Source organism: Geobacillus sp. Y412MC52, from assembly GCF_000174795.2.
In the GTDB taxonomy this organism is placed as follows: domain Bacteria; phylum Bacillota; class Bacilli; order Bacillales; family Anoxybacillaceae; genus Geobacillus; species Geobacillus thermoleovorans.
The window spans coordinates 1,235,301-1,250,684 of record NC_014915.1; the positions used below are offsets into that span (position 1 = coordinate 1,235,301).

Annotated in this window: 12 protein-coding genes; all 12 read left to right on the plus strand. The window is 52.1% G+C overall.

The genetic code is table 11. The features are described from left to right. The first annotated feature begins 661 nt into the window (after positions 1 to 661). The 12 genes from GYMC52_RS06230 (at position 662) to GYMC52_RS06290 (ending at position 15,321) form a co-directional block, all read left to right on the plus strand. Positions 662 to 2,569, plus strand: a complete 1,908-nt coding sequence (locus GYMC52_RS06230; RefSeq protein ID WP_013523431.1) for a group II intron reverse transcriptase — start codon at positions 662 to 664, stop codon at positions 2,567 to 2,569. Between the two features lie 27 nt (positions 2,570 to 2,596). After that, positions 2,597 to 3,430 (plus strand): recombinase RecA, encoded by an 834-nt coding sequence (gene recA / locus GYMC52_RS06235; RefSeq protein ID WP_013523432.1) that lies wholly within the window; start codon positions 2,597 to 2,599, stop codon positions 3,428 to 3,430. Between the two features lie 601 nt (positions 3,431 to 4,031). Next, positions 4,032 to 5,294: a group II intron reverse transcriptase/maturase gene (ltrA, locus tag GYMC52_RS06240; RefSeq protein WP_013522881.1), complete on the plus strand. Its 1,263-nt coding sequence runs from the start codon at positions 4,032 to 4,034 to the stop codon at positions 5,292 to 5,294. A gap of 403 nt (positions 5,295 to 5,697) precedes the next feature. Continuing rightward, positions 5,698 to 7,254 carry a ribonuclease Y gene (rny, locus tag GYMC52_RS06245; protein ID WP_013523433.1) on the plus strand — a complete coding sequence of 519 codons (1,557 nt, stop codon included), beginning with the start codon at positions 5,698 to 5,700 and terminating at the stop codon, positions 7,252 to 7,254. 101 nt (positions 7,255 to 7,355) lie between these two features. Continuing rightward, positions 7,356 to 8,150 (plus strand): TIGR00282 family metallophosphoesterase, encoded by a 795-nt coding sequence (locus GYMC52_RS06250; RefSeq protein WP_011230798.1) that lies wholly within the window; start codon positions 7,356 to 7,358, stop codon positions 8,148 to 8,150. Between the two features lie 128 nt (positions 8,151 to 8,278). Further along, positions 8,279 to 8,539, plus strand: a complete 261-nt coding sequence (spoVS, locus tag GYMC52_RS06255) for a stage V sporulation protein SpoVS (protein ID WP_003251598.1) — start codon at positions 8,279 to 8,281, stop codon at positions 8,537 to 8,539. A gap of 92 nt (positions 8,540 to 8,631) precedes the next feature. Further along, complete coding sequence (locus tag GYMC52_RS06260; protein ID WP_013523434.1) at positions 8,632 to 9,555, plus strand: dipeptidase; 924 nt, start codon at positions 8,632 to 8,634, stop codon at positions 9,553 to 9,555. 155 nt (positions 9,556 to 9,710) lie between these two features. Beyond that, positions 9,711 to 11,483 carry a 2-oxoacid:acceptor oxidoreductase subunit alpha gene (locus GYMC52_RS06265; protein WP_013523435.1) on the plus strand — a complete coding sequence of 591 codons (1,773 nt, stop codon included), beginning with the start codon at positions 9,711 to 9,713 and terminating at the stop codon, positions 11,481 to 11,483. Next, positions 11,450 to 12,316 (plus strand): 2-oxoacid:ferredoxin oxidoreductase subunit beta, encoded by an 867-nt coding sequence (locus tag GYMC52_RS06270; protein WP_011230801.1) that lies wholly within the window; start codon positions 11,450 to 11,452, stop codon positions 12,314 to 12,316. Before GYMC52_RS06265 ends, GYMC52_RS06270 begins: the two co-directional genes overlap by 34 nt. 228 nt (positions 12,317 to 12,544) lie before the next feature. Continuing rightward, on the plus strand, positions 12,545 to 14,140 hold the full coding sequence (gene miaB, locus GYMC52_RS06275; protein ID WP_013523436.1) for a tRNA (N6-isopentenyl adenosine(37)-C2)-methylthiotransferase MiaB: 1,596 nt from the start codon (positions 12,545 to 12,547) through the stop codon (positions 14,138 to 14,140). Further along, complete coding sequence (locus GYMC52_RS06280; protein WP_011230803.1) at positions 14,118 to 14,549, plus strand: RicAFT regulatory complex protein RicA family protein; 432 nt, start codon at positions 14,118 to 14,120, stop codon at positions 14,547 to 14,549. Before miaB ends, GYMC52_RS06280 begins: the two co-directional genes overlap by 23 nt. 223 nt (positions 14,550 to 14,772) lie before the next feature. Then, the gene (locus GYMC52_RS06290) at positions 14,773 to 15,321 is read left to right on the plus strand and encodes an outer spore coat protein CotE (protein WP_013523437.1); all 549 of its coding nucleotides are present in this window, start codon (positions 14,773 to 14,775) and stop codon (positions 15,319 to 15,321) included. The last annotated feature ends 63 nt before the right edge of the window (positions 15,322 to 15,384 follow it).

The window sequence follows — 15,384 nt, forward strand, 5'->3', positions numbered from 1 at the left end:
GAACATCGGGACAACTCTACAGCCGAGTTGGAAGGTGAAATTCCTTCCCGTGGTGATAGTCCTATATCCACGAGCCTGAGACTCCTGCATGCATTCCGGTGCACCCTCACCGGGATGTATGAAGCCAGGTGAAGTCGTAACCCAAGTAGCCTAAGGCCGCAAAATGTGGCTATGGCGAAAGTGGTGCGGGGCTCCTTAAAAGACGCCTATGGTGACGAAAGGAACCTATGCGTGAAGCTCGGTTACCGGTGCTCCCTGAAAAGGGACCATACAGGACGAACCACCGTGTCTTGTTTGCGGTGTTTCCTTTAACCGGCTGGCTTAGTTCGGTTACTGCTCTGATGGGTAGCGGACGTTCCAATCAGAGGTCCTGCCGAGTAGAGTAGGCACCTAAGGGCGTTCAAAAGAAGGGATAGGCTGTAGGGAACGTGAGAGGCCCCCTAAGGAGGAGACAGGGCTGGTCGATGATATCTTAGGGGGAGTCAGCGGTTCCATAGTAATGATGAAGGAGCGCCGTTTGAACCCCAAAGGCAACGATGGGGGAGGAAAAAACGCTCTGGAGTGAAGGGAACCAGCCGGGGCGGCAAAGTATCTACATGTTACGGCAAGCAGGCTAATTCATGGCACTTCCACCCAGTATTATAAAAAGGGAGAAAGGAGCATGAAGGTAAACAAACTTGTCGTAAAAAGCGAACAGGACTTGAGAAACTGCTTGGATCTTCTTTATCAAGAAGCTAAAAAGGGAAAACATTTTTACGGCATGCTTGAGTTGCTTCAAAATGATGTTGTCATTTTAGAAGCTATTCGCAATATTAAAAGCAATAAAGGTAGCAAAACGGCGGGGATTGATCAGAAAATAGTAGATGATTATTTGCTTATGCCAACGGAAAAGGTTTTCGGGATGATAAAAGCCAAACTCAATGACTATAAGCCTATACCAGTGAGAAGGTGCAACAAGCCCAAAGGAAATGCCAAAAGCTCAAAAAGAAAAGGCAATAGTCCGAATGAGGAAGGGGAAACGAGGCCCTTAGGAATATCCGCAGTGACGGATAGAATCATCCAAGAGATGCTACGGATAGTGCTCGAGCCGATTTTCGAAGCCCAATTCTATCCGCACAGTTATGGGTTCAGACCGTATCGCTCCACCGAACATGCCTTAGCCTGGATGCTGAAAATCATCAACGGAAGCAAACTGTATTGGGTTGTAAAAGGTGACATTGAAAGTTATTTTGATCACATCAATCATAAGAAGCTTCTGAACATCATGTGGAATATGGGCGTTAGGGATAAACGGGTACTATGCATCGTTAAGAAAATGCTGAAGGCGGGGCAAGTGATACAAGGTAAATTCTATCCAACCGCTAAGGGGATTCCTCAGGGAGGAATTATTAGCCCGTTGTTGGCTAATGTATATCTCAACAGCTTTGACTGGATGGTTGGCCAAGAATATGAGTATCACCCTAATAACGCAAACTATCGGGAAAAGAAAAACGCATTAGCGGCGTTAAGGAACAAGGGACATCATCCCGTCTTTTACATTCGTTATGCTGATGATTGGGTTATTCTTACGGATACGAAAGAATATGCGGAAAAAATAAGGGAGCAATGTAAGCAGTATTTAGCCTGTGAGTTGCACTTAACTCTATCGGATGAGAAAACGTTCATTGCAGATATCCGCGAACAACGGGTTAAGTTTCTAGGCTTTTGTATTGAGGCAGGAAAGCGGCGTTTTCATAAAAAAGGATTCGCCGCTAGAATGATTCCCGATATGGAAAAAGTCAATGCCAAGGTCAAAGAAATTAAGCGCGATATTCGATTGTTAAGAACGAGAAAATCGGAATTAGAGAAAGCCCTTGATATTGAAAACATTAACACCAAAATTATAGGATTAGCCAATCATCTAAAAATAGGCATTTCCAAGTACATTATGGGCAAAGTAGATCGCGTCATTGAAGAGACAGCCTACCGCACCTGGGTTAAAATGTATGGGAAAGAAAAAGCGGCGCAATATAAAAGGCCTGTGTCAGAGTTTCACAATCGGATTGACAGACATAAAGGCTATCAAATGAAACATTTTTCTGTCGTCACAGAGGATGGCATAAGAGTAGGGATTACCCATGCAAAAATAACGCCTATACAGTATGCAACAGTATTCAAACAAGAAATGACCCCATACACTGCAGACGGCAGAAAAATGTATGAAGAAAAGCATAGAAAAATACGATTGCCGGATAAAATGAGTCTGTTCGATCACGATTCGATATTCATCTACATTTTATCTGAGCATAATGATGGGAAATATAATCTTGAATATTTCTTAAATAGGGTGAATGTATTTCACAGAGATAAAGGAAAATGCAAAATATGTGCCGTATACTTAAGTCCCGGTAACTTCCACTGCCATCATATTGACCCGAGTAAACCTTTAAGTGAGATCAATAAGACCGTTAATCTAATTAGCTTATGCAACCAATGCCATAGGCTTGTCCATAGCAACCAAGAACCGCCGTTTACAGAACGAAAAATGTTTGACAAACTAACGAAATATAGGAACAAGCTGAAAATATAAAAGTCCTGTTCGCTGGAAGAATTGTAGGTGCTGCTGCCATGTCATCGCGAGGTGATATGGTGGAGAGATAGCCCAAAGGGGGCTATCGAAGCTGTCCCGGTGGAACGCCGTGTGCGGGGAAACTCGCACGCACGGTGTGGGGTGGGGGAAAAGCCGGAGATTGCATCAAAGGCTTACCTATCACTATCGCTCGAAATCGCGGAAGCGCTCGTGCGAAGCGGCGCGGTCGATATTATCGTCATCGACTCGGTGGCGGCGCTTGTGCCGAAAGCGGAAATTGAAGGGGAGATGGGCGACGCCCATGTTGGCTTGCAAGCGCGGCTTATGTCCCAGGCGCTTCGCAAGCTGTCTGGCGCCATTAACAAATCGAAAACGATCGCCATCTTCATCAACCAAATTCGCGAAAAAGTCGGCGTCATGTTTGGCAATCCGGAAACGACGCCGGGCGGGCGGGCGCTCAAGTTTTACGCTTCCGTCCGCCTAGAGGTGCGCCGCGCCGAGCAAATTAAGCAAGGCAATGATATGGTCGGCAACAAGACGAAAATTAAAGTCGTCAAAAACAAAGTTGCGCCGCCATTTAAAACGGCTGACGTCGACATTATGTACGGCGAAGGCATTTCCCGCGAAGGGGAAATTCTCGACATGGCGTCCGAATTGGACATCGTGCAAAAAAGCGGTTCGTGGTATTCGTACAAAGACGAGCGGCTTGGCCAAGGGCGGGAAAACGCGAAGCAATTTTTGAAGGAAAACCCGCACATCGCCGATGAGATCGCCCGCGCCATCCGCCAGCATTACGGCATCGACGTTGAAGAGGGAACAAGCGAACCGCAGCAAGACGGGTTCGGATTGCTTGAAGAATAACGGCGCAAGGCGTCCTGGCAAGTGGCCGGGGCGCCTTTTTCCAGTACGCCCGGCATGGGTGCGACGCTATAGGGTGAAAGTCCCGAACGGGGGCTGGCGAGCGCCTACCGTTAGCTGAAGGCAAGGGTGTCCACCGTGAGGTGGAATCTGAAGGAAGCTGGAGGCAAACACTTGACCTGAGGTACACGAACCCAATGGGAGGCCGCCACAGTCGGACGAGTCTGCTGGACAAGACGAAGTCCTAAGCCGCCAAGGGCTGTGGAGGTAGATTGGGCAGGTGCATGAGTGGAAAGTGTCCATCCTTATCCGGGGAGGCCTGTACGGAACGCCTTCTGACGATGGCAACCAGAGTCGAAAGGCTCTGCTGAACGTACAGGAGTCAGCAGAGGCCATAGTACTGGAGTAAGGGACGCCTGAAACAGGAAGGGCCGAACGTCAACTCAGGGATGAATCAGACTCTTTCGAGATGTTGCGTGTCGAAGCAGAATTCCTTTCGGAACTCATCTGAGGAAGCAAGGGTGAAGCCCAGAGGGCCTCAGATCGAGGGCTGAGCGCAACCCGGCAAGACCTGAATCTCATCCCGCGGAAGGAGAAGATCACGATGGCTTTGTTGGAACGCATCTTAGCGAGAGACAACCTCATCACGGCGCTCAAACGGGTCGAAGCCAACCAAGGAGCACCGGGAATCGACGGAGTATCAACCGATCAACTCCGTGATTACATCCGCGCTCACTGGAGCACGATCCGCGCCCAACTCTTGGCGGGAACCTACCGGCCGGCGCCTGTCCGCAGGGTCGAAATCCCGAAACCGGGCGGCGGCACACGGCAGCTAGGCATTCCCACCGTGGTGGACCGGCTGATCCAACAAGCCATTCTTCAAGAACTCACACCCATTTTCGATCCAGACTTCTCCCCTTCCAGCTTCGGATTCCGTCCGGGCCGCAACGCCCACGATGCCGTGCGGCAAGCGCAAGGCTACATCCAGGAAGGATATCGGTACGTGGTCGACATGGACCTGGAAAAGTTCTTTGATCGGGTCAACCATGACATCTTGATGAGTCGGGTGGCCCGAAAAGTCAAGGATAAACGCGTGCTGAAACTGATCCGTGCCTACCTGCAAGCCGGCGTTATGATCGAAGGGGTGAAGGTGCAGACGGAGGAAGGGACGCCGCAAGGCGGCCCCCTCAGCCCCCTGCTGGCGAACATCCTTCTCGACGATTTAGACAAGGAATTGGAGAAGCGAGGATTGAAATTCTGCCGTTACGCAGATGACTGCAACATCTATGTGAAAAGTCTGCGGGCAGGACAACGGGTGAAACAAAGCATCCAACGGTTCTTGGAGAAAACGCTCAAACTCAAAGTAAACGAGGAGAAAAGTGCGGTGGACCGCCCGTGGAAACGGGCCTTTCTGGGGTTTAGCTTCACACCGGAACGAAAAGCGCGAATCCGGCTCGCCCCAAGGTCGATTCAACGTCTGAAACAGCGGATTCGACAGCTGACCAACCCAAACTGGAGCATATCGATGCCAGAACGAATTCATCGCGTCAATCAATACGTCATGGGATGGATCGGGTATTTTCGGCTCGTCGAAACCCCGTCTGTCCTTCAGACCATCGAAGGATGGATTCGGAGGAGGCTTCGACTCTGTCAATGGCTTCAATGGAAACGGGTCAGAACCAGAATCCGTGAGTTAAGAGCGCTGGGGCTGAAAGAGACAGCGGTGATGGAGATCGCCAATACCCGAAAAGGAGCTTGGCGAACAACGAAAACGCCGCAACTCCACCAGGCCCTGGGCAAGACCTACTGGACCGCTCAAGGGCTCAAGAGTTTGACGCAACGATATTTCGAACTCCGTCAAGGTTGACGAACCGCCTAGTGCGGACCCGCATGCTAGGTGGTGTGAGAGGACGGGGGTTAGCCGCCCCCTCCTACTCGATTCCGTTCGGCCTGCCAAGGAGAGCGATAAGCCTAAAAAGGACGGCGTGCGGAACGGTCTTGTTCCGTTGTCATCCTCTAGGCGCGTGGGTGTAATATCTTGACAATTCCTATTGCCGCCTTTACAATGAACATGTATATTTGTCCATACGCGCGGCAGGGCCATACGCCCGCCCGCTGCGGCGGACCGCCTTCGTGCGGAAGGCTGCGCGGGCGATTGCTATGCCAAGCGACTGAGCTAATGGATTGAAAACGGGAATGTCCATCTGCGCCGGTCATGGCGGTGAGAAGAGAGAGCGAAAGGAAACCGAACAGCAAGAGGAGGTGAAACGATGGGTTCGATCATCATCTCCGCTTTGCTTGCCTTAGTCATTGGTGCCGTTGTTGGCTTTTTTGTTCGCAAATCGATTGCCGAAGCGAAAATCGGCGGGGCGAAAGCCGCTGCCGAACAGCTGATTGAGGAGGCGAAACGCGAGGCGGACGCCTTGAAAAAAGAGGCGCTTCTCGAAGCGAAAGACGAGATTCATAAACTGCGTACGGAGGCGGAGCGTGATATCCGCGACCGGAGAAGCGAGCTCCAAAAACAAGAAAACCGCCTGATGCAAAAGGAGGAAAATCTCGACCGCAAAGATGAAGCGCTCAACAAACGTGAGGCGTTGCTTGAGGCAAAGGAAGAAGCGTTGAACGAAAGACAACAGCATATTGAACAAATGGAAAGCAAAGTGGAAGCGCTCGTCAACCAACAACAAGCCGAACTTGAACGCATTTCCGGCCTGACGCGCGACGATGCCCGCCAGCTCATTTTAGAGCGCGTTGAGAAAGAGCTGTCGCATGAGATTGCGATGATGATCAAAGAGGCGGAAACGCGGGCGAAAGAGGAGGCAGACAAACGGGCAAAGGCGATTTTGTCGCTTGCCATCCAACGTTGCGCCGCCGACCATGTCGCCGAAACGACTGTTTCCGTCGTCAATTTGCCAAACGACGAAATGAAAGGGCGGATCATCGGGCGCGAAGGGCGGAACATCCGCACGCTCGAGACGTTGACCGGCATCGATTTGATCATCGACGATACGCCGGAAGCGGTCATTTTGTCCGGATTTGACCCGATTCGCCGCGAGACGGCGCGCATCGCGCTCGATAAGCTTGTGCAAGATGGCCGCATCCATCCAGCGCGCATTGAGGAAATGGTCGAAAAGGCGCGCCGCGAAGTGGATGAGCATATCCGCGAAGTCGGCGAACAGACGACGTTTGAAGTCGGTGTTCACGGCTTGCATCCGGATTTGATCAAAATTTTAGGGCGGCTCAAGTTCCGAACGAGCTACGGACAAAACGTCTTAAAACACTCGGTGGAAGTGGCGTTTTTAGCCGGACTGATGGCGGCCGAGCTTGGGGAGGACGAAATGCTGGCGCGCCGGGCCGGCTTGCTTCATGACATTGGCAAAGCGATCGACCACGAAGTGGAAGGAAGCCATGTGGAAATCGGCGTTGAGCTGGCGACGAAGTATAAAGAACATCCGGTCGTCATCAACAGCATCGCTTCCCACCATGGCGATACGGAACCGACGTCGGTCATCGCTGTGCTCGTCGCGGCGGCCGATGCGCTGTCGGCGGCGCGGCCGGGAGCGCGCAGCGAAACGCTGGAAAACTATATCCGTCGTCTAGAGAAGCTTGAAGAAATCGCCGAATCGTACGAAGGCGTGGAAAAATCGTACGCCATTCAAGCTGGACGTGAAGTGCGCATTATGGTCAAACCAGATATGATCGACGATTTGGAAGCGCACCGGCTGGCGCGTGACATCCGCAAACGAATCGAAGAAGAGCTCGATTACCCGGGCCATATTAAAGTGACGGTCATCCGCGAAACGCGGGCGGTCGAATACGCGAAATAAAGTGGCTATTGCCACTTTCTTTTTTTGTGCGTAAAATAGGAGGGTATAACGATGCGGAGATGGGCGCAAGGCGATATTTTTCGTTTAGAAAGGGATCAGGGATGAGAATTTTATTTATCGGCGACGTCGTCGGTTTGCCGGGGCAAAAAATGGTGGAGCACTATTTGCCAAGGCTGAAGGAAAAACATCGGCCGGACGTTGTTGTGATCAACGGCGAAAACGCCGCCGGCGGGAAAGGAATCACCGAACCGATTTACCGGGCGCTTCTCGCTTGGGGGGCTCATGTGATCACGTTGGGCAATCACGCATGGGACAAACGCGATATTTTTGAGTTTATCGATCAGGCGAAGGCGCTGATCCGCCCGGCGAATTACCCGCCCGGCACGCCGGGAAAAGGCATCGTCTTTGTGCCGACCGAGCATGGCGAAGCGGCGGTCATCAATTTGCAAGGGCGGGCGTTTTTGCCGGCGATTGACTGCCCATTTCAAAAGGCGGACGAGCTGATCGCCGCCGCCTCCGCGCGCACGCCGGTCATCATCGTCGATTTCCATGCCGAGGCGACGAGTGAAAAACAGGCGATGGGCTGGTACTTAGACGGCCGCGTATCCGCGGTCATCGGCACGCATACACACGTCCAGACGGCCGATAACCGCATTTTGCCAAGAGGGACGGCGTACATTACCGACGTTGGCATGACCGGTCCATACGACGGCATTTTAGGCGTCGATCGAGAGGCGGTGCTGCGCAAATTTTTAACCGGGCTGCCAGTTCGTTTCGACGTCAAGGAAGGACGAAGCCAATTGAATGCCGTCTTTGTTGATGTAGACGAAAAAAGCGGACGGGCGTTTCGCATTGAACGGTTGATCATTAACGATGACCACCCTTATTTTGAATAGTCCATCTTTTAAAAATTTTTTAAAATGTCCTCCTCCCATGCAGGAATAGTTGTCGAAACAGTGAATATAGTTACAATGAAGACCTTTTACCGAAATCATTTTCCAAGGAAACGAGGGAGGAGCTAGGAATGGAAATATTAAAAGTTTCAGCAAAATCGAATCCGAACTCTGTAGCTGGTGCACTTGCCGGGGTGCTGCGCGAGCGCGGCGCGGCGGAAATTCAAGCGATCGGCGCAGGTGCATTGAACCAAGCCGTTAAAGCAGTAGCGATCGCACGAGGGTTTGTGGCACCGAGCGGCATGGACTTGATTTGCATTCCGGCGTTTACGGATATTATCATCGACGGAGAAGAGCGGACAGCGATCAAATTGATTGTCGAACCTCGTTAACTGGATGATCAGACAATGGCGGCTATAACCTGTTGGCGCCTTCGGCTGCGAAGGCAGGCAGGTTATTTTTGCTTTTTCAAGGGGGGAACGGAATGATCTTCGATGCACATTGCGATGTGTTGATGAAGTTATGGCAAGATCGGTCTCTGTCGTTTTACGACGGAGCTTCGCTTCACGTCACTCTTTCCGGGATGGCGGAAGCAGGGGTGAAAGTGCAATGCTTTGCCATCTACATACCGGAAACGGTGTCGGAGGAAGCCCGGTTCACTGTTGCGCTGGAGATGGTGGATATCTTCTTTACCCATGTGATCGAGGCGTTTCCGTCTGTGAAGTTCGTGCGGACGAGACGGGATATCGCCGCCCTTAAAAAAGAGGAAGTCGGCGCCATGTTGACGCTGGAAGGGTGCGACGCCATCGGCGCCAACCTTGTCAAGCTAAAGACGCTCCTCCGCCTCGGCGTCGCTTCCGTAGGGTTGACATGGAACTTCCCGAACGCTGTTGCTGACGGAGCGTGGGAGAAGCGCGGCGCCGGGCTGACGGCGTTTGGCCGGCAAGTCGTTGCGCTTCTTAATGAAGCAAAACGATGGGTCGATGTGTCCCACTTATCGGAGAAAGCGTTTTGGGATGTCATCGAGATGGCTCGGTTCCCCATCGCTTCCCATTCCAACGTGCATCGTCTATGCCCGCATCCACGCAACTTAACCGACGAGCAGATCAAAGCGTTGATCGAAAAAGACGGCATGATCGGCATTAATTTCGTTCCGTATTTTTTGACGGCGAAGAAAAACGAGGCGATGATCGCTGATGTGCTTCGCCATCTCGACCATATATGCGCGCTCGGGGGGGAAAACAACGTCGGGTTTGGTTCCGACTTCGATGGCATCACGGAGACGGTCGCCGGCCTTGGAACGGTAAGGGAATATGCGCGGCTTGTCAACGAGTTGTACAAGCATTACTCCGCCGAGCAAGTATCCCGCTTTTTATTCGGCAACTTCTACGCCCATTTGCCGGAGTGACGAATATCACTGAGTATCGGCTCTGCGTATCCTAGAATAGAAGACAGGGCATCCGCGGCGCCGGCTGAAAAAGGCGTTCAAAATGGTAGTTTCCTTGTCAGAAAAGTGGTACAATAGTAGCGAAAGGCTGGAGTGAATATAAAGGGGTGTAATGCATGATCGAACAGCTGTCATGGAAGGTGGGCGGCCAGCAAGGGGAAGGAATTGAAAGTACAGGGGAAATTTTTTCCACAGCGCTGAACCGCCTCGGATATTACTTATATGGATACCGCCATTTTTCTTCACGCATCAAAGGGGGTCATACGAACAACAAAATTCGCGTCAGCACGAAACCGGTGCGGGCGGTCGCTGATGATTTGGACATCTTGGTGGCGTTTGACCAAGAGACAATCGACTTCAACTTCCACGAGCTGCGTGACGGCGGCATCGTCATGGCGGACGCCAAATTCAATCCAGTGATTCCGGAAGGAAAAGGAGTGGCGCTTTACGCCGTTCCGTTCACCGATATCGCCACACAGCTTGGCAATCCGCTGATGAAAAACATGGTTGCCATCGGCGCGACAAGTGCGGTGCTCGATTTGGACGCCGCCGTGTTCGAAAGTGTTGTCGTGGATACATTTGGGCGCAAAGGGGCGCAAGTCGTTGAGAAAAACATGGAAGCGATTCGCGCTGGAGCGCAATATATGAAAGAGCAGCTCGATGGTTCGACGAAAACGATGAAACTAGCCAAAGCCGACGGCAAACGGCGAATGTTCATGATTGGCAACGATGCCATCGCCTTGGGCGCCATTGCCGGCGGGGCGCGCTTTATGGCCGCCTATCCGATCACCCCAGCTTCGGAGATTATGGAGTATTTGATTAAAAAGCTGCCGGATTTTGGGGGCGCGGTCATCCAGACAGAAGATGAAATCGCAGCCTGTACGATGGCGATCGGCGCCAACTATGCGGGCGTGCGGGCGTTCACCGCTTCCGCCGGACCCGGGTTGTCGCTTATGGCCGAAGCGATTGGACTGGCCGGGATGACGGAAACACCGCTTGTTGTCGTCGATACGCAGCGGGGCGGCCCAAGCACCGGCTTGCCGACAAAGCAAGAGCAGTCGGATTTGCTCGCGATGATCTATGGCACGCACGGGGAAATTCCCAAAATTGTCATGGCGCCAAGCACGGTCGAAGAAGCGTTTTACGATATGGCGGAAGCGTTCAACTTAGCTGAGGAATACCAATGCCCGGTCATTTTTCTGTCCGATTTGCAGCTGTCGCTCGGCAAGCAGACGGTTGAGCCGCTTGATTACGATCGGATCGAGATCCGCCGCGGCAAGCTGATGAATGGTGAGTTGCCGCCGCTTCCGGACAAAGACAACTTCAAACGGTATGAAATCACGCCGGACGGTGTTTCGCCGCGGGTGCTGCCGGGAACAAAATACGGCATCCACCATGTCACCGGGGTCGAACACGCCGAAACAGGCCGCCCGTCAGAGACGGCGGCAAACCGCCAGGCGCAAATGGAAAAACGGATGCGCAAACTCGAGCACATCCACTTCCCGACGCCGGTGCACAAACAACTCCGCCACGAAGAACCGGATTTGCTCCTTGTTGGCTTTTTATCGACGCGCGGAGCCATTGAAGAAGCGATGGAGCGGCTCGAGCAAGATGGCGTCAAAGTCAACCATGCGCACATCCGTCTGCTTCATCCGTTCCCGGTTGATGACGTGCGGCCGCTTGTCGAGAAAGCGAAACGAGTCGTCGTCGTCGAGCAAAACGCCACCGGGCAGCTGGCGAACTTGTTGAAAATGAACGTCGGGCACGCTGATAAAATCGCCAGCGTCTTAAAATTCGACGGCAATCCGTTCTTGCCGGGCGACGTCTATACTAAATGCAAGGAGTTGTTAGCGCAATGGCCACCTTTAAAGATTTCCGCAATGATGTGAAACCGAACTGGTGTCCGGGGTGCGGCGACTTTTCCGTGCAGGCCGCCATCCAGCGCGCGGCCGCCAATCTCGGGTTGGAGCCGCACGAACTCGCGGTCATTTCCGGGATCGGCTGCTCGGGCCGCATTTCCGGCTACATTCACTCTTACGGCTTTCACGGCACGCACGGCCGCGTTTTGCCGCTGGCGCAAGGAGTGAAAATGGCGAACCGCGATTTGACGGTCATCGCCGCCGGCGGGGATGGCGACGGATTCGCGATCGGCATGGGGCACACGGTTCATGCCATTCGCCGCAACATCGACATCACATACATCGTCATGGACAACCAAATTTACGGGTTGACGAAAGGACAAACATCGCCGCGCAGTGCTGCCGGCTTCCAAACAAAAAGCACGCCGCACGGGTCGATCGAGCCGGCTTTGTCGCCGCTCGAGATCGCGTTAAGCGCCGGAGCGACGTTTGTCGCGCAAGGTTTCTCAAGCGATTTAAAAGAATTGACGAGCTTGATTGAGGAAGGCGTCAAGCATAAAGGCTTTGCGCTCATCAACGTCTTCAGCCCGTGCGTGACGTACAACAAAGTGAATACGTACGAGTGGTTCAAAGAGCGGCTCATCAAGGTGAGCGACATCGAAGGATACGACCCGTCCGACCGGGAGATGGCGATGCAGACGGTCATGAAATACGATGGTCTCGTCACCGGGATCATTTATCAAAACAAAGAACAAAAGTCGTACCAAGAGCTTGTGCCAGGCTACAGCGAGGCGCCGCTTGCCGAGGCGGAGCTGAAAATGAGCAAAGAAAAGTTCGCCGAACTCGTAGCAGAGTTTATGTAAAAATGGAAACAATTTGCACCCGATGGAGGCTTGCCTCATTGGGTGTTTTTTGTTATCATGACATGTTCCGGTCCTCCGGAACAAACCCCATTGTGTTTCCTTGCCGCTCGCGATATACTATGGTAGTGTGTGGTTGGAAGAAATTTGCCGAGGCGAGGCCGGCTGCACAGGAAAAGGCGGCCGCTCGTCCCGGATGATCGAATGATTTTGTGAAGAAAGGAGATTGCTATGAACGAAAAACAACGTTTGGAGCAAACGGGACAAATCAAAACCGAAAGCCATCCAGCGGACAGAAAATCCGCCTTGGACCGGCTGAAAGAAAAAACGACGAAAGACTATGAGAAATATTTCACGAGCGTGTTTCTCCCGCCGAATTTAAAAGAGGCGAAGAAACGCGGCAAAGAGGAAGTCAAGTACGTCAAAGACTTTGCGATTCCTGAAGAGTTTCGCGGCATGGGGCGCGGACGGAAGTTTTACATCCGCACGTATGGCTGTCAAATGAACGAGCACGATACGGAAGTGATGGCCGGCATTTTCATGGCGCTCGGCTATGAGCCGACCGACCGTCCGGAAGAGGCAAACGTCATTTTGCTCAACACGTGCGCGATCCGTGAAAACGCGGAAAACAAAGTGTTTGGCGAGCTCGGCTACTTAAAGCCGCTCAAAACGACGAACCCGGACTTATTGCTCGGCGTGTGCGGCTGTATGTCGCAAGAAGAATCGGTTGTCAAGAAAATTTTAAAGCAATACCAATACGTCGACCTTATTTTCGGCACGCACAACATCCATCGCCTGCCGTACATTTTGCATGAGGCGTACATGTCGAAAGAAATGGTCGTCGAAGTATGGTCGAAAGAGGGCGACGTTGTTGAAAACTTGCCGAAAGTGCGCAAAGGGAAGATTAAAGCATGGGTCAACATTATGTATGGCTGTGACAAGTTTTGCACGTACTGCATCGTTCCGTACACGCGCGGCAAAGAGCGAAGCCGCCGTCCGGAAGACATCATCCAAGAAGTGCGCCAGCTTGCCGCCCAAGGCTATAAAGAAATTACGCTCCTTGGGCAAAACGTCAACGCTTACGGAAAAGATTTCACCGACATCCAGTACAGCCTTGGCGATTTAATGGATGAGCTGCGCAAAATTGACATTGCGCGCATCCGCTTCACAACAAGCCATCCGCGCGACTTTGACGACCGGCTCATCGAAGTGCTCGCCAAACGCGGCAACTTGGTTGAGCATATCCATTTGCCGGTGCAATCGGGCAGCACGGAAATTTTAAAAATGATGGGCCGCAAATATACGCGCGAGGAGTACTTGGAGCTCGTTCGCAAAATCAAAGCCGCCATTCCGGATGTCGCGTTGACGACGGATATTATCGTCGGCTTCCCGAACGAGACGGACGAGCAGTTTGAAGAAACGCTGTCGCTTTACCGTGAAGTCGAATTTGACTCTGCCTACACGTTCATCTATTCACCGCGCGAAGGCACGCCGGCGGCGAACATGAAGGACAACGTGCCGATGGAAGTGAAAAAAGAGCGGCTCAAGCGTCTCAACGACCTTGTTCAAGAAATCGCGGCCAAGAAAATGAAGCAATACGAAGGGCAAGTCGTCGAAGTGCTTGTGGAAGGCGAAAGCAAAACGAATCCGGATGTATTGGCGGGTTATACGCGCAAAAACAAGCTCGTCCACTTCGTCGGCCCCAAATCGCTCATTGGCCAATTGGTCAACGTGCGCATTACGCAGGCAAAGACGTGGACGCTGACGGGCGAGCTAGTCAATGAAGCGATCGAGGTGAACGAACATGGCAAAATATACGCGGGATGATATCTTGGCCCAGGCGAAGCAGCTGGCGAAAATGATCGCCGAAACGGAAGAAGTCGACTTTTTCAAACGAGCGGAAGAAAAAATCCACCAAAACGAAAAAGTGCGCACGTTGATCAACGAGCTGAAATCGCTGCAAAAGCAAGCGGTCAACCTTCAGCATTACGGAAAACATGAAGCGCTGAAACAGGTTGAGGCCAAAATTGACGCCATTTACGAAGAGTTGTCGCAAATCCCGATCGTCAGCGAATTCCAGCAGTCCCAATCCGATGTGAACGACCTGCTTCAGCTCGTCGCCTCGACGATTTCGAATACGGTGACCGATGAAATTCTCGCTTCGACGGGCGGCGACGTGCTGCGCGGCGAAACCGGCGCCGCGCTTCGCTACAACAAACACGGCGGCTGCCATTAATGGCATGCGGCTCAAAAGCGTCCTTTGGGGCGCTTTTTTTCTTATGGGCGCGCTCTCCCTTTCCCCGAACCGCGGGCGGCTGCCTGGCGGCAAAAAAGAAGGCACATCGAACGGAGCAGGCGCATACAATGAACTATACGGAATAATGATTCATTTGCTGTGCACATTAGCGGAGATGGCGCATAGGATGAAATGAAGATTCATTTGAGGAGGGTTCCGTTCGATGTCTGAATACAGAGAAATTATTACGAAAGCTGTTGTCGGCAAAGGCCGCAAGTTTACACAATCGACCCATACGGTGACGGCGCCGAACCGCCCGTCAAGCATTCTCGGCTGCTGGATCATCAACCACCGTTATGAAGCGAAAAAATGCGATAAAACGGTCGAAATTCACGGCCATTATGACATCAACGTCTGGTATTCGTACAACCACAATACAAAAACCGAAGTCGTCACCGAAACGGTGTCGTATACGGACGTCGTCAAATTAAAATATCGCGACAAAGATAATTTAATCAGCGATGACACCGATGTCATCGTCCGCGTCATCCAGCAGCCGAACTGCCTCGAATGCACGATTTCGCCAAACGGCAATAAAATCGTCGTCGATGTTGAGCGGGAGTTTGTCGCCGAAGTGATCGGCGAAACGAAGGTGTGCGTTGCCATCAATCCGGAAGGCTGCGGCAAGGACGACGATTTTTGCGACGACGATGACCTTGATGAAGAATTAGAAGATTTAAGCCCAGATTTGCTGCTTGGCGAAGAAGAATAAAACTAGGAAATTTCTTTCCTAGTTTTTTCTTTTGCCGCTTGTTATAATAGTAGCGCAATCAAC

Excerpts from the sequence above, each read along its gene's own strand:
- GYMC52_RS06230 (WP_013523431.1), top strand. The coding sequence starts at position 662 with ATGAAGGTAAACAAACTTGTCGTAAAAAGCGAACAGGACTTGAGAAAC.
- ltrA (WP_013522881.1), top strand. The coding sequence starts at position 4,032 with ATGGCTTTGTTGGAACGCATCTTAGCGAGAGACAACCTCATCACGGCG.
- rny (WP_013523433.1), top strand. The coding sequence starts at position 5,698 with ATGGGTTCGATCATCATCTCCGCTTTGCTTGCCTTAGTCATTGGTGCC.
- GYMC52_RS06250 (WP_011230798.1), top strand. The coding sequence starts at position 7,356 with ATGAGAATTTTATTTATCGGCGACGTCGTCGGTTTGCCGGGGCAAAAA.
- spoVS (WP_003251598.1), top strand. The coding sequence starts at position 8,279 with ATGGAAATATTAAAAGTTTCAGCAAAATCGAATCCGAACTCTGTAGCT.
- GYMC52_RS06260 (WP_013523434.1), top strand. The coding sequence starts at position 8,632 with ATGATCTTCGATGCACATTGCGATGTGTTGATGAAGTTATGGCAAGAT.
- GYMC52_RS06265 (WP_013523435.1), top strand. The coding sequence starts at position 9,711 with ATGATCGAACAGCTGTCATGGAAGGTGGGCGGCCAGCAAGGGGAAGGA.
- GYMC52_RS06270 (WP_011230801.1), top strand. The coding sequence starts at position 11,450 with ATGGCCACCTTTAAAGATTTCCGCAATGATGTGAAACCGAACTGGTGT.
- miaB (WP_013523436.1), top strand. The coding sequence starts at position 12,545 with ATGAACGAAAAACAACGTTTGGAGCAAACGGGACAAATCAAAACCGAA.
- GYMC52_RS06280 (WP_011230803.1), top strand. The coding sequence starts at position 14,118 with ATGGCAAAATATACGCGGGATGATATCTTGGCCCAGGCGAAGCAGCTG.
- GYMC52_RS06290 (WP_013523437.1), top strand. The coding sequence starts at position 14,773 with ATGTCTGAATACAGAGAAATTATTACGAAAGCTGTTGTCGGCAAAGGC.